The sequence below is a fragment of the Micromonospora sp. CP22 genome, assembly GCF_009712475.1.
In the GTDB taxonomy this organism is placed as follows: domain Bacteria; phylum Actinomycetota; class Actinomycetes; order Mycobacteriales; family Micromonosporaceae; genus Micromonospora.
Genome location: NZ_VCJO01000028.1, coordinates 19,074 through 43,238, shown reverse-complemented (window position 1 = coordinate 43,238; position 24,165 = coordinate 19,074). Strand labels below are relative to the sequence as shown.

Sequence of the window (24,165 nt, the reverse complement as noted above, 5' to 3'; positions counted from 1 at the left end):
TGGCCCTGATCTTCTTCCCTCGACAAGAAGAATGATCAACCAAGGGCTGCGGCCATGATCAGCCAGGGTCGATACAAGCCGACCCCAGGTTAAAGATCAAGTTAGCATCCGCCCGGCGCACTTTCGGGGGACAGCCGGGGCCGGCCCGCTCGACCACGCGACGTTTCCGGAACGTTTCCGGAAGTTGTTGACAGCACGGTCGGCGGGTATCGAGACTGACCCTCCAGTGACATGCATCTGCGTCGATTGGTGACGTCGAGCATCAAGGAGGGCCCGTGAACAGCGACCTGACGCGGCGCAGGAGATTAGCCCGGACAGCTCTGCCAGCGGCGGCGTTGTTGCTGATTGGCAGCGCCGTGGCAGTCCAGTCGAGCGCCCCGGCCGCCGCGGCCGAGACCACGCTGCGGGCCGCAGCCGCCAACGCCGGGCTGTTCTTCGGCGTCGCGGCCTCCCCCAACCGGCTCTACCCGATCGTCGGTCAGGAGTTCGGCCAGCTGACACCCGAGAACGACATGAAGCCGGACCGCATCGCCACCTCCAGCGGCGGGTTGCAGAACACCAGCGGTGCGGACACCTTGGTCAACCACGCCCAGAGCAACAACATGCTGGTCCGTGGCCACACCCTGGTCTGGCACTCACAGGCCGGCGCGTTGCAGGGCGCCAGCCAGGCGACGCTGAACACCTTCATCGGCAACGCCATCAACCGGTGGGGCAGCAGGATCGCGTACTGGGACGTGGTCAACGAGGCGCTGGAAGACAACAACACCGGCCGGCGGCGGAACCAGTGGCCGCACACCATGAACCGGGACGCGAACGGCGACGGTGACTTCTTCGACCCCGGCGACACCGACGTCATCCGGGATTCCTTCATCCGGGCCAAGCAGGTCGTGCAGGCCGGCGGTTACACCACCAAGCTCTGCATCAACGACTACGACGTCGATGGCCTCACGGTCCAGGGCGGAGTCCGCAACCGCAAAGCCGACGCGCTGTACGACATCGTCAGCAACTACCGGCAGTACATCGACTGCGTCGGGTTCCAGGCGCACTTCAACGACAACCCGAACAGCATCATCACCGACGACCTGCAGGCCAACATCCAACGCTTCGCCGACCTCGGCGTCGAGGTGCACATCACCGAGCTGGACATCGACGACGACCTGAGCAACAACGACATCGGAGCGGGTCAGGCGGAGAACTACCGCAAGGTCGTCCGGGCCTGCCTGAACGTCGAGCGGTGCACCGGCATCACCGTCTGGGGCATCTCCGACAGCGAGTCGTGGCGCTCCTCCGAGCGGGGCCTGCTGTTCACCGGCGGCAACGGCAACTACCAGAAGAAGGCCGCCTACCACGCGGTGCTCGACGAGTTGAACAAGGGCCGGAACACCACCACCCCGCCGCCGTCCGAGCCGCCGGTCGACCCGACCACCCCGCCGCCCTCCGAGCCGCCGGTCGACCCGACCACCCCGCCGCCGTCCGAGCCGCCGGTCGACCCGACCACTCCAGCGCCCACCACGCCGAACCCGACCACCGGATGCTCGGCAACCGTCTCGGCACTGGACGCGTGGACGGGTGGCTTCGTCGTCACCGTACGGGTCACCGCCACCACCGCGCCGATCAGCGGGTGGAGCGTCCAGCTCACGCTGCCCTCCGGTTCGTCCGTGACCAACGCCTGGAACGCCGACCGCAGCGGCAACAGCGGCACCGTGCAGTTCAGCAACGTCAGCTACAACGGGTCGGTGAACGCCGGCCAGTACACCGAGTTCGGCTTCCAGGGCGTCGGGACCGCCACCGGGTTGAACCCGGTGTGCACACCCGCCTGACCATCGCCTGTGCTGGGCGGGGCGTGTGCCCCCGCCCAGCACAGGCAGGACAGGCTAACGGGATCTGAGACTCATGACGGTCGAGAACACCGCGAGCGCCACGAACAGCGCGGCCGACGAGGCCACCAGGGGGTTGACGAAACCGGGCACCAGGTCCGGGCCGCACGTGGTGTCCTGTAGCGGCCACATGCTGTGCGATCCGCCAGCCGGAACGCCACGGTGATGGTCGTAGCCCGCCACCTGTCGCAGAGCACACCGGTCGTCCACGTCGGTGATCAGCCCGAAGGTGGTCGCCGCCAGCCCGTGCCCGTAGGCGGCGATCCCCGTCAATGCGGTACCCATGGTCAGCAGCCAACTGGCCCGCGTCAACGCCCCTGAGCTGTTCCGCGAGAGCCGGCGCTCACGGAGGGTGAATGCGGCCATGGCCACGAGCGCGACGGCACCGACCGCCACCACCGGCCAGGCCAGCGCCAGCAGCACAAGCGCGATGAAGATGAAAGCCATCGAGGTGCAACCTACTCTCGGCGAACCCTCCTGACTCCGGTCAGGGCCCCCGCCTTCGTGGTCCCGTCGGCAAACACTTTTCCTTCGACGTCGGGGCGGCATAGATTCGAGGCTCACGTCAGGGCTACGGAGGGTTGGGTGTGAGGGACGCGATACGGATCGGCGAGCTTGCGGCCCGGACCGGGGTGAGTGCCCGGTCGATCCGGTACTACGAAGAGCAGGGGCTGCTCGTCTCGACGCGTACCGCGAGCGGTCAGCGGATCTTCTCGGAGGCGGCGGTCCACCGGGTGTGGCTGATCAAGCAGCTGTTCGACGCGGGCTTGAGCAGTAAGCGGATGTATGAGCTGCTGCCCTGCATGACCAACCCGGACATCCGCACCTCGTGGTTGACCGACCGTCTCGGCGAGGAGCGTGACCGCCTCGTCGGGGAGATGGCGCAGCTCACCCGCACGGTGGCGGCGCTGGAGCGCATCATCGACGACATGGCGGTAGACGAGCAGTCGCGGGTATCGACGGCGGACGTCGCAGCGTGAATTGACGCCGTTGGCGGCTTGCCCCTGACACCGGTGTCAACTCATACCGTCAGGGCATGACAGCCAACCTCACCTTCTGCCCGACCGGCAGTGCTGAACTGGCACCGCTGCTGAAGCCGGTCACGTTCGCCGGGATGTCGTTGAACTCGCGCTTCGCCATGGCGCCGATGACTCGCGGCCGCTCACCGGGCGGGGTGCCGACGCCCGAGGTCGCCTCGTACTACCGCCGCCGTGCGGAACACGGCGTCGGGCTCATCATCACCGAGGGAATCCTGGTCGACCATCCGAGCGCAAGCCACGAAGACCCGGTGCCGCGACTGACCGCGGGTGCCGCCGAGGCAGGCTGGCGGCGGGTGGTCGACGAGGTACACGCCGTGGGCGGCCGGATCGCGGCACAGCTGTGGCACCTCGGCAGCCTCCGGGAGCCGATCGACGGGGTCGCCGCGTGGACGCCGTCGGGGGTACGTGAGCCGGGTCGCCCGACGAACCACGCGATGACCGTCGCCGACATGGACGAGTTGCTCGCCTCGTACGCCGAGGCGGCCCGGGTGGCGGCCAGGGCCGGATTCGACGCGATCGAGATCCATGCCGCGCACGGATACCTGCTGGACGAGTTCCTGTGGCCGTTCACCAACCGGCGCACCGACGCGTTCGGCGGCTCACCGGCGCGGCGCGCAGCGTTCCCGGCCGCGGTCGTCCGCGCCGTACGTGCGGAGTTCCCGGCGAACCGGCCGGTGATCGTACGGTTCTCCCAGTTCAAGGAACGGCAGTTCGACGCCCGAATCGCGGAGAACCCGGCCGAGCTAAACCAGATCCTGACCACGTTCGTCGACGCCGGCGCGACCGCGCTGCATGCGTCTCAGCGGCGATTCTGGGAACCGGCCTTCCCCGGCTCCGAGTTGAACCTTGCCGGTTGGGCGAAGCAGCTCACCGGTCTGCCGACGATCACCGTGGGCTCGGTCGGTCTGACCCGTGACTTCCTTCGGCCCGGCCGCCCGGAGTCGATCTCCGGCCTGGTCGAGCGGGCGACGGACGGCGAGTACGACCTGGTGGCACTCGGCCGGATTCTGCTCGGCAACCCCGGCTGGGTCACCCACGCCGTTGAGGGACGCCTCGATGACATCGTCGAGTACAACAAGTCCCACGAAGACACGTACCACTGAGCTGATCTGCTGCTCGGGACGGGTGTGGCGCCAGACCGCGGTGATGCGGTCGGGCCCGGCATGCCAGCATCGGAAAGGAGGACAACGGCACGTGCCGGGCCTCGCCACGACCACCGCCGTTCAGCGGCGGAGGACGACACCTCGTCCACGGCTAGGCCGGAGCGACATACTGATCGTCCAGTCATGTCCAGCGAGGACGTGCACGCGTGGTTCACTGTCGAGCATGAGGCAGCGAAGGACTCGGCTGGTGGCGGCTGTCCTGGCGCTCATCCTGATAGTAGTCTCCGTCGCTGCCTGGCGGTGGTGGCACAACCATCCGCCGTATGGCCCGGAAACGCTGGCAATCAAGTCCTCTCTCACTTTCGTCGGCAACGAGCAGGCTCAGGCCGCCCTCGGTGAACTCGGATCTGCCCCGCTTGCCTCCGGGCGCGACCAGTTGCTGCTCGGCCGGGTCTCCTGGCAGACCCTGCCCAAGCCTCTCGACGGCGGCTACTTCGCGCTCTTCCTCATTGACAAGCGGACCAACCACAAGCCGGAGGTCTTCGGCGTAGCCGCGCCACAGGAGGCCGTCGGCATCGGGAGTGCGGGCATCGAGAACCGGATCGCCGAGCGCTATTCCTGGCTACGAGGCGCGGGCGACGCCACCTTCGGGGACGACGAGTATCGGAGCAACGGCAACAGACTTCATGTGGCAGACGGGAAGGCTTCACCACTCACCTTCGTCGCGCTCTTTCCGTACGTTGATGAGCCGGATCCGGAGCTGCCGATGGCGACCGCACCGGTTGCGATGTCCGATCTGCTGCTGGCCCTGGTTTACCTGGGGCCGGACGGGCAGGTGTACTGGGCGCAGCGGCTCCAAGGCTAGGTGATGGCCGCGCGACCCAACCGGCACGGCCCGCACCGGATCCGCCTGAAGGACCATGCCATGGAGACGTCGAACACCCGGCAGCTCGCGCCTACTTTGGTGATCATTCGGGGCAACTCCGGCAGCGGCAAGACCACGGCCGCCCGCGAGGCTCGACGTAGGTTCGGGCGCGGGCTGGCACTGCTGGAGCAGGATTATCTGCGTAGAACCCTGCTCAGGGAGCACGACAGCGCTCACATCCAGCCCGTCGCCCCGGCGTTCATCGCCGAGACTGCCCGCACCGCCCTCGACCTGGGCTACCACGTCATCCTCGAAGGCATCCTGCACACCGAGCGCTACGCCACCGTTCTACGCCAGCTCATCGACGGTCATCCCGGTCCGGTCACCGTGTTCTACCTGGACGTCAGTTTCGACGAAACCGTCCGCCGCCACCTCAACCGGGACGAGCCCATCCCCGTGACACCCGACGAGATGCTCCGCTGGTACACCCATCGCGACCTGCTCGGCGTCCCCGGCGAAACCGTCATCGGCGAAACCAGCACCTTCGTGCAGACGGTCACCACCATCCTGCACATTAGTGGTCTCACCACCGTGGCACCGCAGACTCCGTGCCCACGGCGTTGCCGGCACTGCGCCCGCGAAGCCGCCCATACCGCTGCCGCAGCAGCGGCCACTTAACACATCGTGCGGACTCCCGCCGTACCGTAATCAGTGGCCTTGCTGCCACCCCGACTGCTTCGCCGTCTGCTTCTTCGTCGTCCAAGCTCCCGACATAGACCGCCGTTCGTCCGGGAAAGAGTCCTGTGGCCGCCGTCGATCCTCTGCTCAGCTCTGTGCCCGATCGCTACTACATCCACAACGAGGAGCGGGGTGAGACCCTGCACCGATCCGCGCCAGAGGCCATCCAACGCGAAGTGACCGCCCTTGATGTACGCGAAGGTCACCACGTGCTGGAAATCGGCACCGGCACCGGATACTCGGGTGCGCTGCTCGCCGCCCGAGCCGGCAAGTCCGGGCACGTGACCAGTGTCGACATCAGCGACCACCTCGTCACGTGGGCTGACCGGCTGCACCACCAGCGCGACGTCACCACAATCACCTGCCACGTCGCCGACGGCATGACCGGCTACCCACCACACGCTCCGTATCAGCGAATCGCGGCCTGGTGCGCTCCCCCACGGCTACCCAGAGCATGGATCGACCAACTCACCCCGGACGGACGGATCGTGGCATGCCTACCCATCGCCGCACAGCCGTCCACCACCCTGATCGCGACCATCACCCTCACGGCGGGACAACCGCACGTCGAAACGGTCATCTTCGGCGGCTACGCCCAAAGCACCGCCACCGCCGCGGAAGACGCCCTGACCATTCCCGGCCGATGGGTGGACCATCACATCGACCAGCCACAACCCGTATGGATATCCATCGGCTGGCGCAACCACGACGACCCGCAACGCACCGGCGCCCGCACAGCCCTCGCCCTGCTGCTCAACCCCGGCCACACCGAGACCTACCCCCACACGTCCTTGGACTGGCTGTCATGGACGACCTACTCGGTCATCGTCGGTGGCCCACAACGCAGCATCGCCGCCCTCGACGGCGGCAAGCGCGGCATCGGACACACCACCGCAACCTCCGCCGCCGTGATCCTGACCGACGGCACCATCCTCGCCGACAACGCGAACTCACCATCCCTGACCGCACTACGGACCTGGCTACAACGATGGGAACAAGCGGGACGGCCCTGCGCCACCTGGTACAACGCGGAACTCGTACCCAACAACGACGGTGATCCTCCCGGCTGGGACCTACGAATCACCGCCCAGCAGTTCGGGACAGCGCCCCGAGGTCTCCCCAGTTCCGGGTGACCCAAGCGTGACCGTCGCGCCTGGCCGATGCCGGGCCGGCGCGGCTCTCTTGCGGGCCGTGCCGCTCCAGACAGCGAAACCATCCGGCATTCATCCGGCTGGACATTTCAGGCTTGACCAGAGGTCAAGCAGCGCCAGGCACGCTCCACTTTGACTGATCTTGTTCCCGGAACGGCGAAAGGGCCGACCTGATATCCAGGTCGGCCCTCTGGCCTGGTCGGGGACGGCCGGATTCCGACCGAACACCCCTCGGCCCGGTCTGAGTCCCCGTCAGGCCGGGCCGTTGCCGTCACCGCTGAATCCCGAACGGACTTGACCTCAACTTTCGTTGAGGTTGCACGCTCGAGCGGAACTGACATCGGACGAGGACGCGGGTCTGCGCAGTCAACAGCGGATGGGCACCTCGGCGAAAGGCGAGAACGCTGATGAACTCAACGAACAGGAGAACCGTGCGCAGTAATCCCAAGCTCATCCTCACGGCCGTCCTGCTGTCGACCGTGTCGCTGCCGATCACCCTCACCGGCGCATCCGTCGCTCTGCCCGACATCGCGGCCGACCTCAACGCCGAACTGACCTCCGTACAGTGGGTCGTGACCGGCTACAACGCCACCTTTGCGAGCTTCATTCTCGCCTGCGGTGCGATCGCCGACATCGTCGGCCGACGACGAATGTACGCCATCGGCGTCGCACTCTTCGCGGCGACGGGGTTGATCAGTGCGGCAGCGAACGACATCGTGTTGCTCGACGTGGCTCGTGCACTCGCCGGCGTCGGCGGTGCCGCCGCGGCGGCAAGCGGCTCCGCACTGCTGGCGGCGTCGTTCGAGGGACCGGCACGGACCCGGGCCTTCGGGCTGTTCGGCACCACGCTCGGGGTCGGACTCGCATTCGGGCCCACCATCGCGGGGATGCTCGTCGACACGTTCGGATGGCGAGCCACCTTTACCGCTCCGGCCCTGGTGGCGCTCGTCGTGCTGGCCCTGGCACCAGGAATCCCCGAGTCGAAGGATCCGACCGGCCGGCGGGTCGACCTGCCGGGCACCCTGACATTCACCGGCTTCCTGCTGCTGCTCATCCTCGCCGTGATGGAGGGACCAAGGCAGGGTTGGGCGAGCCTGCTGGTCCTCGGTGCGTTCGCCGCCTCGGCGGCCGTGCTGGTGTGCTTCATCATCGTCGAGCGACGCCAGGACACTCCGATGTTCGACATCGGCCTGCTGCGCAGCCGGCGCTTTCTCGCCTTCTCCGCAGCGGCGGCGACAATCCTCAGCATCCTGATTCCGCTACTGATCTACCTGCCGTCGTACTTCACCGGCGTGCTCGGCATGACCTCGGGCCAGGCCGGCGCGACCCTGATCCTGCTCACCTCGCCAGCCCTGGTGCTACCCATGGTGGGCAGTGTGATCACCCGGTGGATAACGCCGACCGCGGTGGTCGTCGCGGCGGTCGTCCTGGTAGGTCTGGGGGCGGCGTGGCTCACCATCATCAAGCCTGGCATCAGCACGCTCGCGCTCGCCGGTCCGCTGCTGAGTATCGGCGTGGGGATGGGGGTGACCACCGGAATGATCGACGGAGTGGCGCTGGCGAGCGTCGAGACCCGCCGCGCCGGTACGGCCGCCGGCATGCTGAACACCGCCCGCCTCGCCAGCGAGACCATCGCCATCGCCATCCTGGGCGCCGTGCTCGCGAGCACGACCGGTGGCCGGCTGGCCGATCCCGGCTACACCCGCGGGCTGCACATCACACTCTGGGGCATGTCGGTTCTGGCTGCGGTCACGGTCCTGCTGATCGCGGTATTGCTGCGGCCTCGCTCGACGACGGCGCTGGAGCCCGCGAAGCTTCCTGGCGGCGACAGCAGGGTGCGCCGGATCGGTAGCCGATGATCTCGGACGCCCCCGGGGGGCCGACACCGGCCCAACCCGGGAACCCACCTGAACTTCGCCGCCGCGCAACCATCCATGCGCCGTGCGCAACGAGGTATCGGACAGCAACGGATGATCTAGCCTCATTTTCAACCGGTGTGGCGAGTCCGATCCAGCTTCCAGCGCAGTTGGAATGTCAGCGCCGCGGCCATCAGCACCGCCGGGACCACGGTGAAGCCGACCAGCAGGGCGGTGTGGGCGGACTCCGGCTGCGTCACGGTCTGCCCCTCCGTGGTGGAGATGAAGCCGCCCAGGGCGAGCACGGCCGAGTACACGTACGGGCCGATTGCGGTGCCGGTGGCTTCGGTGGCAGTCCAGACACCGGTGTAGGCACCAGCCCGGACGGTGCCACGTCGCTCGGCGGCCGCGACCGCATCCGGGACCATCGAGAACGCGAACAGCTGCAGCCCGGCGAACGCGACGCCCAGGACGCCGACCACCGCGACAGCCGGCCCGGTGCCGTAGCCGAGCAGCGGCGCCAGCGAACCGGCCACGAAGACCGCCTGGCAGATCAGCAGGCCACGCTGCTTGCCGATGCGCCGGGACACCTGCATCCACACCGGGCCGGCGACGACCGCTGGGCCGAGGAACGCCCCCATGAACACGGCGGTCAGCCCGGAGTTCTCGAAGACGTACGTGGTGTAGAACGGCAGCGCTGCGAGGAACAGGTGAGTAGTGGTGCCGGTGAACAGGTAGGACAGCACCAGCGCGCGGAAGTCGGGGTCCCGCCAGGCGACCACGATGTCACCGATGGTCGAGTGGGCCGCCTGCTGATCGGGCATCCGGAAACCGGCGTGGGCAGTGAGACGCCGTACCCCGGTCAGTGCGATCAGCCCGGAGACCACCATGACGCCGGAGAGCAGCAGGGCCATCCGGCCGTAGTCGCCGCGCTGTCCCGACGCCACCAGCGCCGGTGCGGCCACACCGGCACCAAGCAACCCGAGGGTGAGGAAGAGCATCCGGAACATGAAGACCCGGGTGCGCTCGTGGTACCCGACTCGAAGATCGGACGGGGTCGTCAGGTAGGGCACCTGGAAACACGCGAAGAGCAGGTTGCCGGCGATGAACCAGCCGCCCACCCAGAGCGCCGCCGATGCGCCGGAGAAGCCGGCGGGCACCGAGAACATCGCCACCATGGCCACCGGAAGCAGCAGACCGACCCGCAGCATGCCGAGCCGGTGTCCGCTGCTGCGCGCCTCCCGATCGGATCGGCTGCCCAGCATCGGATGCACGATGATGTCGATGATCTTCGGCAGCAGCAGGGTGAGACCGGCCAGGAACGGTGAGACACCGAGCGTATTGGTGAGGAAATAGAGCAACAGCAGGCCGGGAACGGTCACCCAGACGCCCATCCCGACCGAACCGGTGGCGTACGCGATCAGGTCACCTGCCCTGCTCCGCACCTCGCCCGCCGCCCCACGCAGCGCCGTCATCGGGTCGCCTCGTGCCGTGCGACCACACCTGCGGCCAGCTCGGCGCCCTGGAACGCGCCGGAGCGGACCCGGCCGGCGAGGATGCGCGCCACGATCCGGTCGGTCAGCGCGGGCAGGTGACGGGCCAGGAAGAACTCGACCGCGCCCCGCCGGGTGGTGGTCAGGTCACGGCGAGGACGACGGCTGAGCGCGGCCCGCAGCACGGTCCGGACCACCCCGTCCAACGGCTCGTACTGGCTCATGCCCTCCAGCGAGAGCCCGGCCGCGGCCGTCGAGTCGTGGATCGGGCTTCGTACCGCCGACGGGTACACGCAGGTGACGCCGACATGGGTGCCGAGCTCCAGACGCAGCGCGTCCGCGTACGCGACCAGGGCACGCTTGGAGGCACCGTACGCAGCGGCCAGCGGCAACTGCATGACGGCCATCCGCGAGCTGAGCATGACTATCCGGCCACCAGAGGCGACCAGCGCGTCCACACATGCGGCGGTGACCCGCCAGGTGCCCAGCAGGTTGATGTCGAGTTGGCGGCGTACTTCCGCGCCCGGTGCCAGTTCGGCCGGGGCAGGCCCACCGATCCCGGCGTTGTTGATCAGCAGGTCGAGCCCACCGAGTTGGTCGATTGCTTCGCGTACCACCGTCGGCACCGCGTCGTCGTCGGTGATGTCGCAGGCCAGGACCCGGACCGGGTCATCGGCACGGGGGGTCAGGTCCAACCCGACGACCTGGGCCCCCAGTTCGTCCAGCCGGGCACAGATGGCCCGGCCGAACGTGCCGGAGGCTCCGGTGACGAGGACACGCAAGCCGCGGGGGTTTCGGGCGCTCAAACCACACTCTCCTCGGCGGTGTAGGTGCGTCCGCCTCGGGCGAGGCGCTTCCGGCCGGCCGCGATCTCCCGGGGCAGGTCGGCGACGTACCGGTCGAAATCGATACGCATGTGCGGCCGCGCGTTCGTGCCCCACCGCTCGATGGCGGCGCGCAGGGCTCGCTGCACGGCGCGCTGCTGTTCGTCGATGTCGGGCAGGGCGTAGCCGCCGGAGAGATACGCGGCGACCAGTTTGGCCTGGACCTCCACGACCGGCAGCGCGGCACCGGTGGACTGCATCAGACCGACGAATGCCAGGCTGGGGTCGTCGAGATGGAAGACCCGCTGGTACAGCGGTAGCTGCTCGGGGTCGGGGCCCAGCCATTGCGGGGACAGGAACGGGATACTCACCCGGTACCCGGTGGCCCAGACGATCGCGTCGACCGGGTCGGCGCTGCCGTCGGTGAACATCACCCGGTCCCCGTCCAGCCGTTCGATGCCGGGCCGTGGGGTCACCTCGCCGTGGGTGAGCCGGTGCAGGATCGTGTCGCTGATCGTCGGATGGTTCTGGAACAGCCCACCGGCCGGGGCGGGTAAGCCGTACCTCTGCGGGGTCCCGACGGCGAGCCGCAACAAGGCCTCGGCGATGCGCTGCCGCAGCCGCCACGGCAGGGCGGCGAGGGCGCCGCCGGTCGCGTCGGCCGGGCGGCCGAACAGGTACTTGGGGACGATGTGGACGCCGCGCCGGGCGGAGAGCAGGACCGGCCCTCGAGCGACGTGCGAGGCGTCCACCGCGATGTCCATGGCCGAGTTGCCCATGCCGACGATCAGCACCCGCCGATCTCGGAAGACCTCCGGAGTGCGGTAGTCGTGGGCGTGCATCTGGGTGCCGTGGAACGTCCCCGGATAAGCCGGATCCGGATAGCGCGGATGCCAGTTGTGGCCGTTCGCGACCACCACGGCGTCGTACCGCTCGGTGTCACCGGACTCGGTCGTCACCGCCCAGTGCCGGTCACGCTCGACGCGGGTGACCGTGCTCCCGAACCGGATGTGCGGAACGAGCCCGAACGACTGCGCATAGTCGGCGAGGTAACTGGCGACGCGACCGGCCGACGGATAGTCGGGCCAGTCCGCGGGCATCGGAAAATCCGCGAACTCGGTGCGGCGCTTGCTGGTGTTCAAGTGCAGGGAGGCGTACGCCGAAGACAGGCCGCTGCTGTTGTCCCTGGCCCACAGGCCACCGGGCCGGTCGCCCTTCTCGTAGGCCACCACCGCACAACCGACGTCGAGCAGCGCCTTCACCGTGGCGAGACCGGCTGCTCCCGCACCGATCACCGCCACCCGACTCGAAGAAACGGCCATGGTGCTCCTCGACGGTTGTAGCTTCCGCCAAACCGTAGGGCCTGGCACCGGGCGGATACATGGCGTGGACCACGCAGTTTCGGGTTCTTGTTGTAGCGCACCACAACGGCGGAGGAGCATGACAGGATGACGCATCCGGACGGCTGGACGACGGTGGTGGACCTGATCGAACGCGTCGTGGGCGATGACGAACTGCTGCCGTCGGTGGTCGCCGGAGTCCGTACCACCGTGCGGGAGGTCTCCGCACTGCCCACCTCCGATATCGCCGCGCACACCCGCGCTCTGCTGGTGGCCGCAACCCGCGCACTGGCCGCACGGCGCGGCCCCACCGAAGCTGAGCTGTCGTTCGTCGCGGACCTCGGTGTCACCCGCGCCCGGCAGGGCGTGCCGATCGAATCGGTGCTGGGCGCGATCCACTTCGCCGAGCGGGCGATCTGGTCCCGAGCCCGGGAACTCGCCCGGGACCAAGGCGTCAGCGCCGAGCAACTGCTGGACGCCCGGGACCTTTACGACGACTGGGCCGAGGCCGTCCGGGCCCGGCTGATCAGCGCGCATCGGGCTACCGGAGCCAGCACGGATCCGCTTGCCGGGCGCCGGGAAACGGCTCTGCTGCGGCGGCTGCTCCAGGGCGGTTCGGCGGCCACGCTGGCAGCCGCCGAGGCCGGCCTTCCGGTCACCGACGGGCTGTGGGTGCTCGTCGCCCGGCCCGGGGAGACCGCCGCCGGCATCGAACGAGCCGTACGCGAGCACCCGCCGGTGCTGTGCGCAACCGTGGACGACCTGATGGTCGCAGTTCTGTCCCGGGCTCCGTCCGCCCGCCTGAAGGAGACCGGGGCCGTGGCGGGGCTCGCCGGTCCGGCCGAACCGGAGAAACTCGCGCTGGTGCAGCGGCTCGCCATCGCGGCTCTGACCGCCGCCGAGTCCACCGGCCGCACCGGGCTGATCCACATTGCCGATGTGGCCTGGCTGGCGGCGTTGACCGAGCGGGCAGACCTGGCAACGGTGCTGCTCGACCGGTACGCGCCCGCGTGGGCGGCACTCGGACCGACTGCCGAATCGGTGGCGCACGCCGTGCTCGCCTGGCTGGAGAACGACCGCGATGTCGACCTCGCCGGGGCGAGCCTTTTCGTGCACCCCAACACGATTCGCAATCGGGTCCGGCGCTTCGCCGCCGTCACCGGCATCGACCCGGAGGGCACCTTCGGCGCCATGACCGCCTGGTGGCTCTGCCGAACCTGGCTGCGCGACGCGACCTGATCTCGCGCCGTGCGGCGTTCGTCCAAGCGGCCTGGCATCCCGTGCAACGGGGATGCACAGGCGGCCGTGGTGGTCACGGACGAGGCCGGTGAGCTGGTAGTTCAGTTCGGTGGCACCTGAGCCTCGGCAGCTACAGACGAGGCGGGAACATCGGCGATACCTACGGCCCGCTCCCCGGCAGCGTAGGCTCAGCCACCCGGCTGCCAGCAAGCGCAAGGCCGGTCAGCGCGGCGTTGACGATACTCCCGGGCAGCAGATCATGTAGCTCGTAGAGGTCGGTGACCATGCCTGACTCACCGAACCGATCGACGCCCAGCGGCACCGCCGGAACACCGAGTGCCGAGCCGATCCAGGACATCGCATGTGACGCCGCGTCATGCACGGTGACGACCGGCGCCCGCTCGCCGAACGCGCAGTGGAAAACCCCGGGCAGGTCGGGCAGTGCGGCGGTACGCACCGAGCGGCGCAATGACCGCTGCCAAGCCTGGTACAACCGGTCCAGGCTCGTCACGTCGACGACGTGCGCGGCGACCCCCTCCTCGGCGAGTTCGGTGGCGGCCGCAAGCACCTCGGGCAGCACCGCCCCGCAGCTGACCAGGTGCACCACGGGCGCTGGCGCCAGTCCGTCGCGGCGCAGGTGCGGATACCTGTCATAGGCGTCGAACAGCCGGTACGCGCCATCGAGCACCTGCCGGCGCAGCGCCGCGTCACCGATGCGCCGGCGGGCGGCCTCGTACGGCTGCTGATCGATCGGGCGGGTGGTGAGCCGAAAGTAGTAGCTTCCCTCCGCCTCGGCCGACGCGTCCGACCCCGACGCGTCCGCCTGGCCGCCACCGGCCGCCGCGCCGATCCGCGTCAACGCGTCGCAGAGCAGCCAGTCGAGCGCACCGGCGTAGGCGGGCTCGAGGAAGGTGACATTCGGTAGCTCCATCCCGACCGAGGCGGTCATCGTGGACTGGTGCGCGCCGCCCTCGGCCGCCAGCGACACCCCGGACGGGGTGCCGGCCACCACGAACCGTGATCCTGAGTAGGCGCCGTAGATGAATGCGTCCAGGCCGCGCAGCACGAACGGGTCGTACACCGTGCCCACCGGGAGCAGCCGCTGTCCGGACAGCGGCTCGGCGAGGCCGAGTTGACCCAGCAGGAGGAAGAGGTTCATCTCAGAGATGCCGAGCTCGATGTGCTGGCCAGTGGGTCCCTCGCTCCACCGCAGGATGCCGTCCTCGATCCAGGTGCGCTGGGGCGTCGGGGCGAACACGCCGCTGCGGTTGATGAATCCGGCGAGGTTGGTGGAGGTCGCCACGTCCGGCGCGGTCGTGACCAGGTACGGGGCGACGGTCTCGACGCGGGCGAGGTTGGTCAGGATGCGACCGAACGCCTCCTGAGTGGAGATCGGCCGGCGGGCGCTGACGCCGGTCTGCGCCGGCACGATGATCGGCGCCGAGGTTTCGGCGGTACGGCGGCGCAACTGTTCGGCTCGGCCGGCGGCGAGCGCGCCCGCGCGGGTCGCGGGGTCGAGGCGATCCCATTCGGTCTGCGCGGTGAGGCCGACCTGCTCGCGGAGCGTGTCGATCTGCTCCCCGCTGAGCAGGGTTGAGTGGTTGCGGGGATCGCCAGCGGTGGGCAGTCCCCACCCCTTGACCGTGTACGCGAACACCACGCTGGGCCGGTCGGTGACCGCGTCGCACTGCCGGTACGCCGACAGCAGCGAGTCGAGATCGTGACCGCCGAGGTCGGTCACCAGCGGGCCGAGGTCGTCATCGGACACCTCGGCGAGATGGTCAGCAAGCTCGGCCGGGGCGCCGTCGAGCAGCCGTTCGCGCAGCGGCTGACGGGAGAGGCCGAACAACGACTGGTACTGCTCGTTGGGCATCCGGTCCAGCCAGGCACGCAGGTGATGGCCGCCGGGTCGGGCGAACGCCTGCTGCAGCCGACGGCCGTACTTGACCTCCAGCACATGCCAGCCCGCCGCTTCGAACTGGCCCCGCCACTGGTCGATGCGCACGCCGGGCACCACCCGGTCCAGCGACTGCCGGTTGAAGTCGACCAGCCACATCACCTCGCCGAGGCCCCGGGTCGCCGGGTCCGCGACGGCCTCCCAGATGTTGCCCTCGTCGAGTTCGGCGTCGCCGAGGATGGCGACGAAGCGGGACCGGGGCCGGGCACCGAAGTGGGCATCGACGTAACGGCGTGTGGCGGCGGCGAACAGTGGCGCGGCGGCACCGAGGCCGACCGAGCCGGTGGAGAAATCGACCTGGTCGGGGTCCTTGGTCCGGGACGGATACGCCTGCAGTCCGCCGCGGGCGCGCAGGCGGGTCAGGTACGACCGGTCCAGGTTGCCGAGCAGGTACTGGATCGCGTGGTAGACCGGGGCGGCGTGCGGTTTGACCGAGACCCGGTCCTCCGGGCCGAGATGGGCGAACCACAGCGCGGTCATCGCCGAGACCAGCGATGCGCTGGACGCCTGGTGGCCGCCGACCTTCACGCCGTCGTGGTTGGGCCGTTCCCGGTTCGCGGCGTCGACCATCCGTACGGCCAGCCACAGCACCCGGCGCTGGATCTCGTCGAGTTCCTCGTACCCGGCGGCCTGACCGGCCGTTGGGTGGGGCGGGGCGGGGATGGTCCTCGGCATCGGGGCTCCCAGGGTGTGGTCGGTGGTGGACGATCAGGCGGTGTCGGTGGGGGGGGTGCCGCGCCGGTGATCAGCGGATCAGGGGCCAGTGGGCGTAGCGGTCCGGACCGATGGCGCCTTCGTGCCGGCGTGCCTGGTCGGCGACGGCGGCGCGGATCTCGTCCGCGTCGAACCGGGTGAACCGCCCGCGGTCGTAGAGGATCTCGCCGTCGACGACAACGGTGTCGACCGTGCGGGCGCCCGCGTAGAAGATCAACCAATCGACCGGATCGTCGAAGGCCGGTAGGGACTGGGGGTGGTGGGTGGAATGGATCACCAGGTCGGCGCGCTTGCCCACCTCGATCGAACCGACCTCGTCGGACATGCCGAGCGCACGGGCGCCGTGCAGGGTGGACATCTCCAGCACCTGTTCGGCGGTGAGGGTGGGCAGCTCGTCGCGCAGTTCACGGAAGACCATCGCCGCCAGGTACGCCTGACGGGGCAGGTCGCGTGGGCCGGACAGGCCGTCGGAGCCGAGTGCGACGGTGACACCGGCGGCGACCAGCTCGGGGAACTGCCCCTCGCGCAGTGCGCCCTTGGCCCGGCGCAGCGACGCCGACGGGCAGTGCACCAGGTTGGTGCCGCTGCGGCGGACCAGGTCACGTTCGGAGTCGTCGGTCTGAATCATGTGGACGAGCGTGGTGCGTGGGCCGAGTAGACCGAGGTCGTGCAGGTGGGCGACCGGCCGCACGCCGTGGGCGGCGAGGCTGGCGTCGACCTCGGCCCGGCTCCACGACTGGTGCATGATCAGCGGTACGCCCCGGTCGTCGGCGAGCTGCCCGGCGGCGCGAAGCAGGGCATCGCTGTTGAGGCCCATGCCGACCAGGGTCACCGCGGCGCGTATCCGGGCCGTCGGCTGCCAGGGGTAGCGGTCCAGTTGGTCACGCAGTCGGGCCAGGCAGGTCTCGGTGTCGGCGGTCACCTCCGCCAACGCCCCGTCCTGCGGCACGTCGACGATGAAGTGACCGGGGATGCCGCGCATCCCGACCCTCGCGATTCCTCGGGCGGTGGCCGCCAGGTGCACCGAGCCGCCGGTGTCGGCGAAGAGGGTGGTGCCGCTGGAGACCATGTCCATCGCGCTCAGCGTCGCGGCCAGTTCCTCGTCCAGTGGTGTCTTGCCGCGGAACGCGACCTCCTCGACGGTGTCCCAGTCGCCGGCGCCCTTGGGCGACAGACCACGGACGGTCTCGGTGCCGGTGTGCACGTGCGCATCGATCAGACCCGGGTGGACCACCGCGCCGCGCAGGTCCCGCTCGGCGGCGGTGGTCGGCGGCCGGAGCCGGTCCGGACCCACCCAGCTGATCCGGCCGCCGTGCACGACGACCGTGCCGTCGGTGAGGATGCGCCGCTGCGGGTCCATGGTGATGACGCGGCCGTGGCGCAGCACCAGATCCGCGGGCAGCGGCCGGGCGGTGCCGGACGGCTGCGGCCCGCCCTCCCCCGGTTCAACCACGGCCGGTCCCGCCCAGATGCAGGATCGTGCTGCGGATGGTGGACAGCTCCTGCAGCGCGTACGGGATGCCGACCCGCCCGACGCCGCTGCTGGAGCCGGGGTGCCCGCCGGCCGGCAGGTGGGTCTCCCAGACGTTGGAGTGATCGTTGATGATGACGCTGCCGCAGGGCAGTGACTGGGCCACCCGGAACGCCCGATCCAGGTCCGCGGTGAAGACTGCCCCGCTGAGGCCGTACTCACTGGCGGCGACCAGGTCGGCGAGCTCGGCCTCGTCGCGGAACGTGGTCAGCGGGATGACCGGGCCGAACGTCTCCTCGGTGAACACCATCGATGCCGGGTCCACGCCGTCCAGGACGGTCAACGGCCAATACCGGTCGGTCGGCGCGTCGGCCAGGGGGGCGCCACCGGCCACCAGGCGGGCCCCCCGAGCGGTGGCGTCGGCGAGGTGATCCCGCATGACGACGCCGGTCTGCGCCAGGTGCAGCGGGCCGAAATCGGCGTCGGGGTCCTGCGGGGCACCAACCCGGCGGTCGGCCGCCACCGCCGCGATCGCGTCGAGAACCTGCCGGTGATAGCGCTCCTGCACCAGGACCCGCTCGGTGGCGGCGCAGCTCTGCCCCGAGCAGAAGGTGGCCGCGGTGACGACGGCCTCGGCGACCTGCTGCGGATCGGCGTCGTCGAAGACCACGGTGGGCCCGTTGCCGCCAAGTTCCAGCAGCAGCTTGCGCATCCCGCCGACGGCGGCGATCTGGTGCCCCACCGGGCTGCTGCCGGTGAACCCGACGGCGGCGAGCCCCCGGTGGGCGGCAAGCGCCGCGCCGGTCGCCGGGCCGCCTTCGACGAGGGTGACAGCACCGTCGGGCCAGCCGGCCTCGGCGATCGCGGCGGCGACGTGGGCGCTGCTGCCCGGGGTGCTCTCGGCACCCTTCCACACCACCGTGTTGCCCATCGCCAGGGCCGGGGCGAGGTACTCCAGCGGAATGTTGACCGGGAAGTTCCAGGGGGTGATCACACCGATGACGCCCAGCGGGATCCGGTCGACGAAGACTCGTTTGGCCGGGTCGGAGATGGCGGGCATGCTGCCGTCGAGGCGGCGCGCGTACTCGGCGGTCATCCGCAGCGCGTGTATCGCGGTCTCCACCTCGGCCTCGGCCTCCCGGCGGACCTTGCCGTGCTCCACCAGCAGGCTGTCGACGACCTGCTCTCGCCGGACGGCCAGCGCCGCGGCGGTGGCCTGCAGCAGGTCGCACCGCTGCCACCGGGACAACGCGGCCAGCCGGGGCAGAGCGGCCGTGGCGGCGCGCACCGCGTCGTCCACGCCGGCGGCGCCGGCGTCCGACCAGGCGCCGATGCGCTCCCCGGTGGCCGGGCTGAGCAGTGGGGTGATGGTCATGTTGGCCTCCTACGGTCAGCATCCCGGCGCAGCACACGCCCGGCCGGTGGTGATGCGCTGGCGAGCAGTTCCCCGTGGCTGGCGACCCCGTTGACGAAGACCTGGCAGACTCCGGTGGGGGCGACGGTGGCGTCGTCACCGCCGTCGTGCAGCGCGGCGAGGTCGACGACGGCCAGGTCGGCCCAGTTCCCGGGAGCGATGCGGCCCCGCCCGGTCAGCCGGAACCGGTCGGCGACGGCGGCGCTCTGCCGGCGTACCGCGTCGGCGAGCTGCTCCGGCTGGTCCCCGGCGGCGCGCAGGGTCCGCACGAAGGTGGCGAAGTTGCGGGGGTGGGCGCCGGGAACGGGGTCGATGACCCAACCGTCGGAGCCGATCATCGCCGCGGGGTGGGCGAGGACCCGCTCGACATCGGCGGCGCTCATCGCGTCGACGAGCATGGTGGCCTCGGCCGCGTCGTCGGCGAGGATGTCGAGCAACAGCGCCGCCGGGGTGGTGGCGAGGTCGGCGGCGGCCAGCGGTAGGGGCCGGCCGATCACCGGCTGCCAGCGGGGCGAGGCGTGGGAGACCACGACCTCGTCGAGGCCGACGTAGCCGGCGCCGGCGGAGAGTTCGGTCAGCAGCCGGGACCGGCCAGCCGGGTCGGTGACCAGTCGGCGGATCGCCTCGGCCCCGCCGGTGTCGGCCCAGCCGGGCAGCGCGGCGGTCAACGTCGTCGCGCCCATCGTGTACGGGTACATGTCGACGGTGACGTCGAGCCCGGCGGTGCGGGCCTGGTCGATGCGGGCCAGGGTCGTGCGGGTGGAGCCCCAGTTCGCCCGCCCCATCGCCTTGAGGTGGGAGATCTGGGTGGCGACGCCGGTGCGTGCGGCCAGGTCGAGGATCTCCTCGACCGCGGTGACGCAGCCGGCGCGTTCGTCGCGCAGGTGCACGGCGAGGACGGCGTCGGCCGCGGCGGTCAGGGTCGCCACGTCGACCAGTTCGTTCCGGTCGGCATCGCGGCCGTCCGGGTAGGCGAGGCCGAGGCTGACCCCGGCGGCGCCCTGGGCCAGGGCGTGGGCGATGGCCCGCCGGATCCGGTCGCCGTGTGCCGGGGCGTCGCCGTCGGGACGTGCCGTGGCGGCCCTGACCGAACTGTGCCCGACCATCGGCGCGACGTTGACCTGGACTCCGGTGGCGGTGAGGGCAGCGCGATAGTCGGCGAGGTCGGACCAACCACGGCGCAGGCGCGGGTTGAGGAAACCGCCGCTGGCGGGCGGCCCGCCCGCACGACGCACCGGGAACGGCGAGAACCCGCAGTTGCCGGTGACGACGGTGGTGACCGCCTGCCGCAGCAGCCCGGTGGCGTGCGGCGCGGTGGGCAGGGTGAAGTCGGCGTGTGAGTGCGCGTCGATCGCGCCGGGCAGCACGTGCAGGCCACGGCAGTCGACCTCCACGACGTCCCGGGCCCGCCCGACCGTCCCTACCGCGCTGATGCGGCCGGCGGTGACCTGCACGTCGGCGACGACCGGCCGGCGGCCGGTGCCGTCGACGACGGTACCCCCGCGCAGCAGCACGGCCCGTCCGGTGCTCGGCCGGCGGCTGGTCACCGGCCACCCCCGGCAGCGGCGACAGCGACGGTGTCCAGCACGGCGTCGCCGTCGACGAAGTACAGCTGGCGGGTGAGGTTGGCGGCGACGCAGGCGTGGTTGGGCACGAAGCGCAGGCGGTCGCCGGGGGCGAAGCGCCCGGACGGGTCGCTGACGACACCGTGTTCCTCGGAGAGCCAGGTCAGCGTCGCGCCCCGCTCCGGGTCCTCGCCGTAGCCGTCGATGAGGCTGACGCCGTGCGCGCCGCGGTCGAGGCCGAAGACCTTGGAGCCGGCGTCGACCACGGCACGGCCCGGGCCGGTGCTGACCACGGTGCAGAGCACGGAGAGCGCGCACTGGTCGAGGGTGGCCACGCCCAGGGCGACCTGGGTGCGGTCGAGGAGGGCATAGTTGCCGGGTCGGGTCTCGGTGACCCCGCGACGATCGGCGCGGGTCAAGAACGTCGGGGTCGAGCCGATGCTGACCACCTCGCAGGTGGTGCCGGCGGCGCGGATGTCCCGGGCGGCATGTCGTACCGCGTCGACCTCCTGCTGGGCGGCGCGGGCCAGCTCGGCGGTGTCGCGGGCGCCGTAGGCGTGGCCGGCGTGGGTGAAGACACCGGCGATTCGCAGACCGGGCCGGCTGGCGGCCATCTGCGCCAGGTCGGCGGCGACGTTCGGGGCGACGCCGCAGCGGCCGAGCCCGCTGTCGATTTCGATGAGCACGTCAAGGGTGATGCCGGCGCGGGTGGCGGCCGCGCTGAGTGCGTCAGCTCCGGCCGGGCCGTCCAGCGCGGCGAGGATCCGCGCCGTCGTGCCCGCCACCAGCTCCACCAGGCGCGCGGTTTTCACGGTGCTGACCAGCGGGTACGCCAGCAGGTAGCTGGTGGCGCCAGCGGGGCGCAGCGCGTCGAGTTCGTCGAGTTTGGACACGGTCAGCCCGGCGGCGCCGGTGGAGAGCTGACGGCGAGCGATCTCCACGGTCTTGTGGGTCTTGGCATGGGGGCGCAGCGCCAGCCTGTCCCGGTCGGCGACGTCGGCACCCCGGCGGAGGTTGGCAGCGAGCCGGGGCACCTCCACCAGCGTCACCGGGGTGTCGAGGTCGGCCAGGCGGCGTGGGACACGGGTAGGGGTGTGGGACGCGGCGCTCACGCTGATCGGCTTCCCCTCGTCGGTCCGGGCTCTTGTCCGATGGTCGTCCAGGCCCTACTGTGACGGCAGATACTGTGACTACGAATGCACAGTAGGGATGAGGCGGGAGGCTGTCAACGGATGGACGCCGGGAGTCCGATCGCGCACTGGATCACCACCGAAAGGTCCACATTCGAAGAGCGTACCCCGGCATCGGCGGCGCTCTTCCAGCGCGCCTGCCGAGTCATGCCCGGCGGCGACACACGCTACTCGCTGGCTATGCATCCGTATCCCTCATACGTCGAGAAGGCCAGCGGCACCCGGCTGTACGACGCCGACGGCAACCGCCTGCTCGACCTGATCTACAACGCCACCTCGTTGATCCACGGGCACGTGCATCCGAGGATCACCGAGGCCATCCGGGAGCAGGCCGGACGCGCCACCGCCGTCCTCGCTCCCAACGCGGTACAGGTCGCGCTCGCCGAGCAGCTCTGCGCCCGGGTGCCGTCGCTGCAGCGGCTGCGGTTCACCAACTCCGGCACCGAGGCGACCATGATGATGGTCAAGACCGCCCGCGCCTTCACCGGCCGCGACCTCGTGTTGAAGATGGATGGCTCGTACCACGGCACCTTCGACGGCATGGAGATCAACGCGGCGGCGCCCGGCTCGGCACGCGGCGTGCCCTACACCGCCGGCGTACCGGCCAACCTCGCCGACAACGTGATCGTCGGGTCGTTCAACGACACCGACGGCGTGGTCTCCCTGATCGAGCAGTACGCCGACCGGCTCGCCGCCGTTATCGTCACCCCGATGGCGTCGATCGGCACCTGGATCCCCCCGACGCCCGGCTTCCTCGAAGCCATCCGGACGGCGACCGCCGCACACGACGTGCTGCTGCTCTTCGACGAGGTCATCGCCTTCCGGGTGGCACCCGGCGGCGCCCAGCAACGCTACGGCGTCACCCCCGACCTGACCGCGTACGGCAAGGTGGTCGGGGGCGGTATGCCGGTCGGCGCGTACGGCGGGCGGGCCGACGTGATGGCGGTGACCGACCCGGCCGGCGGCCCTCGGCTGGCCCACGCCGGCACCTTCAACGGCAACCCGGTGACCGCCGCTGCCGGGCTGGCCACCCTGGAGCTGCTCGACGCCGAGGCGTACCAGCGGCTGGAGCGCGTCGGTAAGCTGTTCGGCGACGGGCTGCGCGACGCCTTCACCGACCTGGACCTGCCGCTGGCGGTACGCCAGGTCGGCTCCCTGGTCAGCGTCGCCACCACCGACCGGACCCCGACCGCGTGGGCCGAGGTGAACGCCGCGATGCGACTGGCCCTGCTCAACCGTGGGGTCTGCGGCTGGGGGGTCTTCGCGCTGCCCACCGTCATCGACGACGCCGAGATCGACGAGGCGGTCGCGGCCATCCACGACGCGTTGCGGGTGCCGGCGGCGGCGCTGCGGGAGGTGCCGGTCGGATGAGCGCGGGACGGATCATCACCGTGCTGGGGGACATCGACCCCGCCGAACTGGGCACCACCCTGATGCACGAGCACCTCTACATCCGGCTGTGGGAGATCGCCGGCCGCTACGACCTCGCCGGCCTGCCCGACGACGACGACCTGCTCGTGGAGGAGTTGGCCGGCTACGTCGAGCAGGGCGGGCAGGCACTGGTCGAGCTGACCGTGCCCGGCATCGGCCGGGAACCGGCCCGCCTGGCCGCGCTGGCCCGGCGCACCGGCCTGCACATCGTCATGGGCTGCGGCTGGTACCGGCAGCCCTACTACCCCGCCGCCGAGGAGATCGACCGCCGCAGCGTCGACCAGTTGGCCGACCGCCTGGTCACCGAAATCCGTGACGGAGCCGACGACACCGGCGTACGCCCCGGCATCATCGGCGAGATCGGCGCGGACAAGTCGTGGATCTCGGCCCAGGAGGAACGCTGCCACCGGGCAGCGGCGCGGGCCAGCCTGCGTACCGGGCTGGCGATCACCACCCACTCGGTCGGCAGCGACGTCGGCCTGCGGGCGCTCGACCTGTTCCAGGAGGAGGGCGTGGCGGCCGACCGGGTGGTGATCGGCCACGCCGACAGCCACCCGTCCCTGGGCTTCTACCGCACCGCCCTGGGCCGGGGCGCCTGGCTGTCCTTCGACAACCTGGGCGCGTTCCCGCCGGCGTACACGGAGCGGGTGCTGGACGCCATCGCCACCCTGATCGGCGAAGGCCACCACCGCATCGTGCTCTCCCAGGACGTCTGCAAGCGGGACATGTTCGCCCTGTTCGGCGGCAACGGCTACCGCTACGTCCTCGGCACCGTGCTGCCCGCGCTGCGCGAACGCGGGGTCACCGACGCGCAGCTGCACCAGCTGATGGTGGGCAACCCCCGTGAGGTGCTCACCGTGACGGCGGTGGGCTGATCCCGGCGCCCACCGCCGGCCG

19 protein-coding genes are annotated in these 24,165 nt (G+C 70.4%); 10 read left to right on the top strand and 9 right to left on the bottom strand.

The window, feature by feature from the left end:
* Positions 1 to 275: 275 nt before the first annotated feature.
* A complete protein-coding gene (locus FF096_RS24960; protein ID WP_309223889.1) occupies positions 276 to 1,820 on the top strand; it encodes an endo-1,4-beta-xylanase in 1,545 nt (514 codons plus the stop codon).
* A 54-nt stretch (positions 1,821 to 1,874) separates the two neighbouring features.
* Here the strand turns inward: FF096_RS24960 and FF096_RS24955 are convergent, their stop codons facing one another.
* Positions 1,875 to 2,324: a hypothetical protein gene (locus FF096_RS24955; protein WP_155222005.1), complete on the bottom strand. Its 450-nt coding sequence runs from the start codon at positions 2,322 to 2,324 to the stop codon at positions 1,875 to 1,877.
* A gap of 140 nt (positions 2,325 to 2,464) precedes the next feature.
* Between FF096_RS24955 and FF096_RS24950 the strand changes: the two genes are divergently transcribed.
* The 6 genes from FF096_RS24950 to FF096_RS24925 all read left to right on the top strand — a co-directional run bounded on the left by FF096_RS24950 (position 2,465) and on the right by FF096_RS24925 (position 8,633).
* Positions 2,465 to 2,857, top strand: coding sequence for a MerR family transcriptional regulator (locus FF096_RS24950; RefSeq protein ID WP_375335391.1), 393 nt, complete (start codon positions 2,465 to 2,467; stop codon positions 2,855 to 2,857).
* Positions 2,858 to 2,913: 56 nt separating this feature from the next.
* Positions 2,914 to 4,020: a 12-oxophytodienoate reductase gene (locus FF096_RS24945; protein WP_155222003.1), complete on the top strand. Its 1,107-nt coding sequence runs from the start codon at positions 2,914 to 2,916 to the stop codon at positions 4,018 to 4,020.
* A 247-nt stretch (positions 4,021 to 4,267) separates the two neighbouring features.
* Entirely contained in the window at positions 4,268 to 4,885 is a 618-nt protein-coding gene (locus FF096_RS24940) for a hypothetical protein (protein WP_309223888.1), read from the top strand.
* 60 nt (positions 4,886 to 4,945) lie between these two features.
* Positions 4,946 to 5,563, top strand: a complete 618-nt coding sequence (locus tag FF096_RS24935) for an AAA family ATPase (protein ID WP_155222009.1) — start codon at positions 4,946 to 4,948, stop codon at positions 5,561 to 5,563.
* 155 nt (positions 5,564 to 5,718) lie between these two features.
* On the top strand, positions 5,719 to 6,756 hold the full coding sequence (locus FF096_RS24930; RefSeq protein ID WP_309223887.1) for a methyltransferase domain-containing protein: 1,038 nt from the start codon (positions 5,719 to 5,721) through the stop codon (positions 6,754 to 6,756).
* Positions 6,757 to 7,205: 449 nt separating this feature from the next.
* Positions 7,206 to 8,633 (top strand): MFS transporter, encoded by a 1,428-nt coding sequence (locus tag FF096_RS24925; protein ID WP_309223886.1) that lies wholly within the window; start codon positions 7,206 to 7,208, stop codon positions 8,631 to 8,633.
* A 128-nt stretch (positions 8,634 to 8,761) separates the two neighbouring features.
* Here the strand turns inward: FF096_RS24925 and FF096_RS24920 are convergent, their stop codons facing one another.
* From FF096_RS24920 to FF096_RS24910, 3 genes are read right to left on the bottom strand one after another with little or no spacing between them, the layout of a single operon-like run.
* The gene (locus FF096_RS24920; RefSeq protein ID WP_155222000.1) at positions 8,762 to 10,105 is read right to left on the bottom strand and encodes an MFS transporter; all 1,344 of its coding nucleotides are present in this window, start codon (positions 10,103 to 10,105) and stop codon (positions 8,762 to 8,764) included.
* Positions 10,102 to 10,905, bottom strand: a complete 804-nt coding sequence (locus FF096_RS24915; protein WP_155221999.1) for an SDR family oxidoreductase — start codon at positions 10,903 to 10,905, stop codon at positions 10,102 to 10,104. The genes FF096_RS24920 and FF096_RS24915 overlap by 4 nt, the downstream gene beginning before the upstream one ends.
* Before the next feature lie 20 nt (positions 10,906 to 10,925).
* A complete protein-coding gene (locus FF096_RS24910; protein WP_155221998.1) occupies positions 10,926 to 12,269 on the bottom strand; it encodes an NAD(P)/FAD-dependent oxidoreductase in 1,344 nt (447 codons plus the stop codon).
* Between the two features lie 126 nt (positions 12,270 to 12,395).
* Here FF096_RS24910 and FF096_RS24905 point away from each other — a divergent pair, with 126 nt between their 5' ends.
* A complete protein-coding gene (locus tag FF096_RS24905) occupies positions 12,396 to 13,526 on the top strand; it encodes a helix-turn-helix domain-containing protein (protein ID WP_155221997.1) in 1,131 nt (376 codons plus the stop codon).
* Positions 13,527 to 13,686: 160 nt separating this feature from the next.
* Here the strand turns inward: FF096_RS24905 and FF096_RS24900 are convergent, their stop codons facing one another.
* From FF096_RS24900 to FF096_RS24880, 5 genes are all read right to left on the bottom strand, one after another.
* Complete coding sequence (locus tag FF096_RS24900; protein WP_230462948.1) at positions 13,687 to 16,053, bottom strand: transketolase C-terminal domain-containing protein; 2,367 nt, start codon at positions 16,051 to 16,053, stop codon at positions 13,687 to 13,689.
* Between the two features lie 175 nt (positions 16,054 to 16,228).
* On the bottom strand, positions 16,229 to 17,650 hold the full coding sequence (locus FF096_RS24895) for an amidohydrolase family protein (RefSeq protein ID WP_155221995.1): 1,422 nt from the start codon (positions 17,648 to 17,650) through the stop codon (positions 16,229 to 16,231).
* The gene (locus tag FF096_RS24890) at positions 17,643 to 19,043 is read right to left on the bottom strand and encodes an aldehyde dehydrogenase (RefSeq protein ID WP_155221994.1); all 1,401 of its coding nucleotides are present in this window, start codon (positions 19,041 to 19,043) and stop codon (positions 17,643 to 17,645) included. The genes FF096_RS24895 and FF096_RS24890 overlap by 8 nt, the downstream gene beginning before the upstream one ends.
* On the bottom strand, positions 19,040 to 20,629 hold the full coding sequence (locus FF096_RS24885; protein ID WP_196222642.1) for an amidohydrolase family protein: 1,590 nt from the start codon (positions 20,627 to 20,629) through the stop codon (positions 19,040 to 19,042). Before FF096_RS24885 ends, FF096_RS24890 begins: the two co-directional genes overlap by 4 nt.
* Positions 20,626 to 21,759, bottom strand: coding sequence for an alanine racemase (locus FF096_RS24880; protein ID WP_155221992.1), 1,134 nt, complete (start codon positions 21,757 to 21,759; stop codon positions 20,626 to 20,628). Before FF096_RS24880 ends, FF096_RS24885 begins: the two co-directional genes overlap by 4 nt.
* A gap of 258 nt (positions 21,760 to 22,017) precedes the next feature.
* Between FF096_RS24880 and FF096_RS24875 the strand changes: the two genes are divergently transcribed.
* Both FF096_RS24875 and FF096_RS24870 read left to right on the top strand, forming a co-directional pair.
* Positions 22,018 to 23,208, top strand: a complete 1,191-nt coding sequence (locus FF096_RS24875; RefSeq protein WP_196222641.1) for an aspartate aminotransferase family protein — start codon at positions 22,018 to 22,020, stop codon at positions 23,206 to 23,208.
* Entirely contained in the window at positions 23,205 to 24,143 is a 939-nt protein-coding gene (locus FF096_RS24870; protein WP_155221990.1) for a phosphotriesterase, read from the top strand. The genes FF096_RS24875 and FF096_RS24870 overlap by 4 nt, the downstream gene beginning before the upstream one ends.
* Positions 24,144 to 24,165: the final 22 nt, after the last annotated feature.